Genomic DNA, 8453 nt, shown 5'->3' with positions numbered 1-8453 from the left:
GATAGTCAACTTTATTTTTTAGCATTCTGAATCAGCAAAAATCCACACAAGTTGTTCTTTAGTTATGCTTTTAAATAATGTCTGACACTGTCGTCCAGTGCTAGTATTTCAAACTAAATAAGTCAGCCAATGTGGCTTATCCTATTTAGCGAGCTGACCATCATATCATGTTTTAATAGTCTGTCAACTTCTTTTTTTAATTTGTTTCAACAAGTTAACTGGGTTATTAATGTGTAATCTACACACTAGCTACTTCCAGCTCGTCTTGATGAGGTGCGTATTATAGACGCTATATTTATTTAGTCAAGAAGTATTTTCTATTTAATTTAAACAATTTATATCGTCCAAATTAGCAATCCACTTCCCTTTCGACTGGGTGGCATTATACGCTTGTTTGGGTGGGGGTCAAGGGGGTTTGGAGATTTAAATTAATATATATCCTAACCCCTTGATTACTTACGATTTAACGCTTCCACTTCAACTTTGCTCTTACATTTTACTTTTTAACGTAGTAAAAATACCTGATAGCGCATAAATGATACCAATGGCTAGAATACCTACAGGTATGTCATATAGCACGATGCTCATGACCAATACACCAATGATAAGAACCACAAACGGCACTTTCTTTTTATCAAATTCTTTAAAGCTATAGTATTTAACGTTACTAACCATGAGCAAGCCGCAAATAACTACCCAAGCCGCGAATAAGAACATCACTAGTGTGTCGTATTCGCCTATCCACTGATTGTGATCGATGGCTACCATAACAGCCGCAGTGACCAGAATTGCAGCCAGTGGACTGGCTAAACCAACAAAGTATTTTTTGTCAACGATACCAACCTGCACGTTAAAGCGCGCCAAGCGAAATGCACCACAAGCCGTAAACACAAAAGCACAGGCCAGACCAACGCGACCTAGAGGTTGCAGCGCAAAACTATAAATCAAAATAGCTGGAGCCACACCAAATGCCAACATGTCAGCTAACGAGTCGTACTGCTCACCAAAGGGGCTTTGCGCATTAAGCATACGCGCAACCCGCCCATCTGCACCATCTAGTATGGCAGATAAGAAAATAGCTAGCGAGGCTTTATAAAACTCGCCTTGAGTACTGGCCAAAATCGAATAAAAACCGGATAGCAGCGACAAGGTGGTAATCAGATTGGGCGCTAGATATACGCCGCGACTGACCACGCGCTTGCCTTCGGCAACTTCTGCTTCAATCACCTCAAAAGTCAGACCATCATAATTATCATTGTCCGCTAAGCGAATGTTAAATTCATGCTCATCAACAAAAGGCGGCGACGTTGCCGCATTGTCCTGTAACAGTGGCTCTTTTACCAAACCATCATTCAGATGCTCGCTATTTGGTTGACCTTTAGGTGGTTGCTCAGTAGTCATCTTAATACCCTCATTCACCGACATTGCTATTCATTGACACCGCTATCTACTGACGTCACTATTCGCCGACTAGCCAGCGAACGTTGGTGGCACTATCAGGCGTTAGGTCTGGCGCATCAGCCACTTTTAGTACTGGCTGTAAGAAACGTAGAATTTCACGAGCATGGTTATCGAACTGCCACGGCGGATTAATAACCAGCATTCCCGTGCCATTAAGACCCACGGCGATATCATTTGGATAGATATTCAGCTCACAAACCAACTGACGTCTCATTTCAGTACGTTTTAACTTCTTATAGAACAGCTCTACCGCTTCGATATTTTTAATCGGAAACCACAACGCATAAGTACCCTGTGGCCACTTATTATAAGAGTGCACCAATAGATCAATCAGACGGGTAAAGTCTTTGTGTTCTTGCTCGTAGGGAGGGTCTAAGAATATCAGACCGCGACGTTCTTGTGGTGGAATAACCGCACGAATACCTTCAAAGGCGTCACGATGATGAATACCGATTGGCAATTTATGCAGCTGATAGTTCAGAGCATCGTACTCACTGGCTTTGGCTTCAAAGGCTTCACCGCGTACGCCCGCATCAGGGTTCTTTTCGACATGATGGGCGATCCACCACGGTGAGCCAGGATAGACTTTTTTGTCGTAAGTGAAACGGGCTTGCTTGATCCCTTCCATATACTCTTTGACAGCAGGTGGCGCTTTTTCGACATCGGCGTTTACTAACGCTTGGATGCCACCTTTAGCTTCCCCTGTTTTGCGAGCCTCTTCACTGGCAAGTGAATACAGGCCACGACCGCCATAAGCATCAAGCACATAAAAAGGTTTGTTTTTTTGCCCCAGTTGATTGAGCAATTGTACCAATAAAATGTGTTTAACCACATCAGCAAAGTTACCAGCGTGGTAGGCGTGTTTATAGTTCATAAGTTCAAAAGTTTAAATAAGAAAAATTGCATCTATGGTAGCATAGGCAGAGTAAAAGATAACGATGGTTTTGGTAAAAAGGCATTGATTGACGCTGTATTGCAAGCGAATTGACTGTTTACTGATAACGGCGAGACGAAATGACAAAGATTATTAGCAATCTTGAGGTGACACAGTTGGTGGTCGATAATCCTATTGGTCAGGATAATCCGCCCATACTTTTTTTGCCGACTCTGGACAATGGCGCGAAGCCACCAAGTCAGCACGTCCTAAACATGTCGGACTTTGACGTCAATTGGTCAGACAAGCTAACAGATGCGCAGCTTGATAAGTTTGTAGATGACGGTTGGATAGTTATTGATGATATCTTTAAGGATAAAGCACTATTAGCATTGCAGGCAGAAAGTGGCTTTATCGACTACCATGATGCCGAGCTGACGGCTGGTATTCGTGTGAGCAATATTCGTGGTGACCGCATTCGCTGGATCACCGAAAATTTCTTTGCAGGCTATTATTATTTGCAAAGTATCAATGCGCTTGCCGCCTTATTCAATCGCAGTTTGTTCGCCGGTATTCGCCATAGTGAAGCACATTACGCCTGTTATCCTGTAGGCTTTGGCTATCAATGGCATAGTGACAATCCGACTGGTCGTGGTGAGCGCGTTATTTCAGCAGTATTTTATCTTAATGATGATTGGAGCGATAGTGATGGCGGCGCTCTAGAAGTCGTTGATAAACATGGCATTCATCATAATGTCATGCCAGTTGCCAATAGATTAATCATATTTGACAGTGACTTACAACACCAAGTACAAATCGCCCATCGTCAACGCTACTCTATCGCGACGTGGATGCGCCGAGATGGTTTGGTGCCGTTTGTTGAGGGCTAGAAAAAGTATTATTGACCACTTACTCCTAACTTATCAAAAACGGTTGTAGTTGTAAGCTAAATTTTTAATCCAATCTACGCGCATAAAAATATACGATTTGAAGTAAATTAATAATTTAACTAAAAATAAAAGGTTTATCCATGTCTGACGCCAATAAACAAACCCTTACCCATCAACAAGCGACCCTAGACTTAAGTATCGCCCTACTTGAGCGTCCATCCGTCACACCCGATGACGATGGCTGCCAAGATATACTATCGTCTCGACTAAAACAGGCCGGATTTGACTGTGAGTTTATGTATTTCGGTGATAGAAAGCAAAGCGGTGAGCATGCCGAGGTCAAAAACCTTTGGGCACGCCGTGGCACAGCCGATCCAGTCATTTGCTTTGCTGGTCATACCGATGTCGTACCAACCGGCGATATAAATAATTGGACCTATCCACCATTTACGCCAACCATTGCTGAGGGCTATCTATGGGCGCGCGGTGCCGCTGACATGAAAACGGGCATTGCCGCTTTTACTATCGCCGCTGAACGCTTCGTTGCCAATCATCCTGAGCACAATGGCTCTATCGCCTTTTTAATTACTTCAGATGAAGAAGGCCCGTCCATCAATGGTACAGTCAAAGTCATTGAAGCCTTAGAAGCGCGTCAAGAAAAAATTACTTATTGCCTCGTTGGCGAGCCATCAAGTACCGACACGCTTGGCGATATCATTAAAAATGGTCGCCGCGGCTCATTGGGTGCAGAGCTTACCGTCACTGGCAAACAAGGTCATGTTGCCTACCCGCATTTAGCTTGCAATCCGATACATGCAACGATGGCAGCTTTAGCGGATCTGACAGCAGCCACTTGGGATAACGGCAATGAGTATTTCCCTGCGACTTCCCTGCAAATCTCTAATATTAATAGTGGCACAGGCGCGACCAATGTCATCCCTGAAACGCTAAAGGTTGTCTTTAATTTCCGCTTTTCTACAGAAACAAGCGAAGATGAGCTAAAAGCAAAAACCCATGCTATCTTTGATAAATATTTTGCAAACAGTAAAGCCAGTTATGATATTCATTGGAAATTATCCGGTCAGCCATTTTTAACCCCTGAAGGAAAGCTCGTATCAGCCTGCCAGCAAGCGATTAAAGCCGTCACTGACGTTGACGCTACTCTATCAACCTCTGGTGGCACTTCTGACGGACGCTTTATCGCTCCGACTGGTGCGCAAGTCGTCGAATTGGGTGTACGTAATGCGACGATTCATCAGGTTGATGAAAAGGTAGAAGTAGATGACTTGGGTAAATTGGCGCAGATTTATGAGGGAATTTTGGAGAATTTGTTGTTAGGTGATGATTAATCTACAGGAAAGTGGTTATGAAAATTAATAAATCTCATTTACTTTTGGCACTCGTAAGTTTTGGTTTATTAGTCAGTGGTTGTGACAATATCGAAAAAATGCAGCCTGAAATATATGCAGAAAAGGTAGGTTCTAAAAAACTAACTGACCCAGATAACAGTAATGATCTCGATAAAGTGCCAACGCCGCAGAGCGAAGTCAACTTTTCAGCTAATTCTGCAGCTAAAACACAATGGTCTACATTCAATAGTGATGAACAAGTTAATGAGATAAAACGTATTGTCGTTAGTTACGGCGGTGAGTTACAAGGCTTAGGTTATAGTGATGCTAAAATCCTAGAAACTGCTGATATTTATGTCTCAAATGCTGATATATCAGACGCTAAACGCTTACAGTTGACTAAAACATTATCAAAGTTGGTAGGAGCACCTATCGTAATAAACATTTTAGACAGTAGGGTCATCGATGCGATGGGAAGCTTGGAAACTTTAGAGCTATCAGCAATTAACCAAGCTCAGGTAGCAGATTTTTCGATTTATAATGACGAACATGTTAACGAAGTTGCACGCATTGTAGAAATGCATGGCGCTAAATTGCAATCTGTCGGTTACTCAGGTGATTCAGAGCTTAGCCTCTCAATTAGCTACTATCCCAAAAAACTGACTAAGTCTGATTTTGAAAATTTAGAAAGAGAGTTAAAGCAGCTAACGGGTGTTAATGTCACCGTGTTTAAAAAGAGTGTGAGTATTAAGCCGCTTTGATGATTACATTTTTATGCTAATTGGTGGGTTACGATTGAGCTAACCCACCCTACATCACATACAATATTGCGTGATAGAGTTGCGACTCTACTCAATACCAATATAGAGATCTACCTGCCCATACTCTAAATTACCGCCAATATAATGCTCAAAATCGACCTTATAAGTGCGTGTATGCTCACAGCTTGGATTATTAAAGTATTCCCAAGCCTTTTCCCATGCATTCATCACAGTGTTAGGCATATTGCCTTTTTCTGAAAATACCAAGTATTTTCCGGCAGGAATACTCACTGTGACCACATCGCTCGCATTAGTCGTATCGTCACTGTCGGCTTTCCAACTCGCCACAACATCAAAAGCGCCCACTAAATCATCGCTCTCGTAGTTATGAAAGACGCCATAAATATCTTCACCTTCAGAAAGGCTTTTCATATGGTTCTGATAAAACTTTTGCCATAATCGACCCAATTTGGCCGTGTCATGGCTGATTTCAGCATTATTAGTGGTACGAGCACTGATGCCTTTGCAAACTATCGCGTCGGACAGCTCTTTAACTTGTGAAGTCATGATATCGCCTATGCTGTGTATTTATTCGATTTTTATTTGAGATAAAGTTAAAACTCTACTATCTAAAGCCATACTTAAATCACTTGCTTAACTTTGCAGCGTTCGTCTAATCCGCTTCATCAATCCAATTCATCTGAATGGCTTCTAAGATGCCTTCATTGGATTTTTGTGGATCATCATCAAAGCCTTCAAGCTCGGTCACCCAGCGATGCAAATCAGTAAAACGTATGTACTGTGGATCAGTCTCTGGGAATTTTTCGTAAAGCTCGATAGCGATATCTAAGCTGTCGGTCCATTTTAGTTTTTGCGGGATCATAGTGGCTCCTTAACTTTTATAATTTTAATAAAAAATGTGATCGAATTAACGGTTGATTTAATAGCCCCTATCCTATCAAAATTCGTCCTATGATTATAGGCAAGTTCGTTAAGCACTCTCTGTTACTTTCGACGACTCAGCAGATTTGGTAGACTTAATCGCCACTTGGTGCTTATTCCACGTCGTAATCACCTCGGTCATCCGCTCCCCTGTCATATCCAATACCTCAGGCGCACATTTCCCTTTTTTATTGGTCAATACAAACTTAGTCATACCAACGCCCATCAACTGGTTTTTTACAAAGAAACGCGTTTCAAAATAGATATATTTTTTATCCCAACCGACCAGCACGCTATTGACTGTCAACTTACTAAGAAACTTAATCTCTTTAAGATAGACCATCTCTTGCATGGCGATGACCCAAGCTAAATTTTTAATACCTTTTTGATGACAGCATGCCATTAGCCAACGGGTAACGTTCAGCTCAATAAAAGACAAGTAGCGATAATTGGGTAGATGATCCCGAAAGCCCATGTCATGTGGCAATACTCGATAATGCCGAATCGTCGGTGCAGTCAAGGATTCAATACTCAGCCGCTCACTCACTGATTGCTGCTTGAGTTGCTGTTTTAGCAAACTGACCATAATAAAAAAGCGTATCAACATATTCATAAATAACCCTCTTAACTTTTATTTTGTACAAACTTATTTTGTATAAATGTACTTGGTATAAACAATGATTGAGTATAAATGCTGCCTACCTTAACGCAAAAAAAGCCACCTCAGTGACTTTTTTATTTGAAATCTTATATTTGAAAGCTCGTATTCAAAAACCGATTCTAGCGATTAATGAGCACCATTGATACTACGTACCATCTCTTCTACCATTTTCTTGGCATCACCAAAGATCATCATAGTTTTGTCCATGTAGAACAAGCTGTTATCAAGCCCTGCATAACCCGTGCTCATCGAACGTTTGATAACCATCACTGTTTGAGCTTTGGTCACTTCCAAGATGGGCATACCAAAGATTGGCGACGTTGGATCCTCTTTTGCAGAAGGGTTGACCACGTCATTGGCACCGATGACCAAGACCACATCCGTACTGGCGAAGTCTGAGTTGATCTCATCCATCTCAAGGATGTCATCGTACGGCACATCCGCTTCAGCCAATAGCACGTTCATGTGCCCTGGCATACGACCAGCGACCGGATGAATCGCAAAGCGAACATTGACACCTTCTTCTTTTAATAGCTCATATAGCTCTTTTACCGCATTCTGTGCACGGCCTTGCGCCATACCATAACCCGGTACGATCACCACGTTGCTGGCATTGGCCATCAAGAAGCCAGCATCTTCTGCTGAACCAGCTTTATAATTCTTTGGTGCACCATCATCGCCACCTGCTGCCACAGCTGCCGTACCCATTCCACCGAACAATACGTTAAGTAATGAGCGGTTCATGGCTTTACACATGATATAAGACAAGATTGCACCTGACGAACCAACGAGCGAACCGGCGATAATGAGCATCGAGTTGCCAAGGGTAAAACCAATACCGGCCGCCGCCCAACCAGAGAACGAGTTCAGTAAAGACACAACGACTGGCATGTCGCCGCCGCCGATTGGGGCAATCCACATCCAACCGAATACCACCGCCAGTACTGCCATCGCGTAGAAAGCAGGCAATGAATCAGTCATAAAGTAGACGATACCAAAGCCAATCATCGCAATGAACAAGATAGCTTGCACGGGTTTGACCCAGCCGCCGACCAATGTTTTGGCCCAACTCTTCGCTGCCAATTTACCAAAGGCGAAGACAGACGCTGAGAAAGTAATCGCACCAATAAAGCAACCGATGAACAATTCTAAACGGGCAACCGTACCATGTTGTTGTTCAGTATGAAGTACCGTTGCTAGAGCAATGGCAACAGCTGCCAAACCAACGAATGAATGCATTAAAGCAACCGTTTCTGGCATCTGAGTCATTGCGACCGTTTTTGCCTTCCACATACCGACGATAGCACCTAACACCATGGCACCAACAATCAACCAAAGCACAGGGCCTTCCGCTAAGAAGAATGTCGTTGCAACGGCAATCGCCATGGCCACCATACCAAAACGGTTACCACGAATGGCGGTTTTTGGGCTAGATAGACCACGTAAGGTCAAGACAAAAAGAATGGCACCGATTAGATAAAACCAGTCAGCATTGGCTGCAATCATACTTGTTAA

9 protein-coding genes are annotated in these 8453 nt (G+C 42.8%); 3 read left to right on the top strand and 6 right to left on the bottom strand.

The annotated features are described in order from the left end of the window. Positions 1-489: 489 nt before the first annotated feature. Positions 490-1401: a CDP-diacylglycerol--serine O-phosphatidyltransferase gene (gene pssA / locus AAEY80_RS12490; protein WP_350588403.1), complete on the bottom strand. Its 912-nt coding sequence runs from the start codon at positions 1399-1401 to the stop codon at positions 490-492. Positions 1402-1459: 58 nt separating this feature from the next. Further along, the gene (locus AAEY80_RS12485) at positions 1460-2335 is read right to left on the bottom strand and encodes a 23S rRNA (adenine(2030)-N(6))-methyltransferase RlmJ (RefSeq protein WP_173240430.1); all 876 of its coding nucleotides are present in this window, start codon (positions 2333-2335) and stop codon (positions 1460-1462) included. Between the two features lie 140 nt (positions 2336-2475). On the opposite strand from AAEY80_RS12485, the gene AAEY80_RS12480 reads away from it, so the two are divergent. The 3 genes from AAEY80_RS12480 to AAEY80_RS12470 all read left to right on the top strand — a co-directional run bounded on the left by AAEY80_RS12480 (position 2476) and on the right by AAEY80_RS12470 (position 5335). Continuing rightward, positions 2476-3225 (top strand): 2OG-Fe(II) oxygenase, encoded by a 750-nt coding sequence (locus AAEY80_RS12480; protein ID WP_350588401.1) that lies wholly within the window; start codon positions 2476-2478, stop codon positions 3223-3225. Positions 3226-3365: 140 nt separating this feature from the next. Further along, positions 3366-4574, top strand: coding sequence for a succinyl-diaminopimelate desuccinylase (gene dapE / locus AAEY80_RS12475; RefSeq protein ID WP_201567440.1), 1209 nt, complete (start codon positions 3366-3368; stop codon positions 4572-4574). Between the two features lie 17 nt (positions 4575-4591). Next, the gene (locus AAEY80_RS12470; protein WP_173240428.1) at positions 4592-5335 is read left to right on the top strand and encodes a hypothetical protein; all 744 of its coding nucleotides are present in this window, start codon (positions 4592-4594) and stop codon (positions 5333-5335) included. A gap of 87 nt (positions 5336-5422) precedes the next feature. On the opposite strand, the gene AAEY80_RS12465 is transcribed toward AAEY80_RS12470, so the two are convergent. The 4 genes from AAEY80_RS12465 to AAEY80_RS12450 all read right to left on the bottom strand — a co-directional run bounded on the left by AAEY80_RS12465 (position 5423) and on the right by AAEY80_RS12450 (position 8444). Further along, positions 5423-5902, bottom strand: coding sequence for a GyrI-like domain-containing protein (locus AAEY80_RS12465; protein ID WP_025652235.1), 480 nt, complete (start codon positions 5900-5902; stop codon positions 5423-5425). Positions 5903-6008: 106 nt separating this feature from the next. Then, the gene (iscX, locus tag AAEY80_RS12460) at positions 6009-6218 is read right to left on the bottom strand and encodes a Fe-S cluster assembly protein IscX (protein ID WP_010196865.1); all 210 of its coding nucleotides are present in this window, start codon (positions 6216-6218) and stop codon (positions 6009-6011) included. A 108-nt stretch (positions 6219-6326) separates the two neighbouring features. Then, the gene (locus AAEY80_RS12455; RefSeq protein ID WP_201567431.1) at positions 6327-6890 is read right to left on the bottom strand and encodes an acyl-CoA thioesterase; all 564 of its coding nucleotides are present in this window, start codon (positions 6888-6890) and stop codon (positions 6327-6329) included. 174 nt (positions 6891-7064) lie between these two features. Beyond that, positions 7065-8444, bottom strand: a complete 1380-nt coding sequence (locus AAEY80_RS12450; RefSeq protein WP_173240432.1) for an NAD(P)(+) transhydrogenase (Re/Si-specific) subunit beta — start codon at positions 8442-8444, stop codon at positions 7065-7067. Positions 8445-8453: the final 9 nt, after the last annotated feature.

It is taken from the genome of Psychrobacter sp. 78a-MNA-CIBAN-0178 (genome assembly GCF_040309625.1).
GTDB classification, from domain to species: domain Bacteria; phylum Pseudomonadota; class Gammaproteobacteria; order Pseudomonadales; family Moraxellaceae; genus Psychrobacter; species Psychrobacter okhotskensis.
Note: the sequence above shows the minus strand (reverse complement) of the source record. Positions and strands in the feature narration are given on the sequence as shown.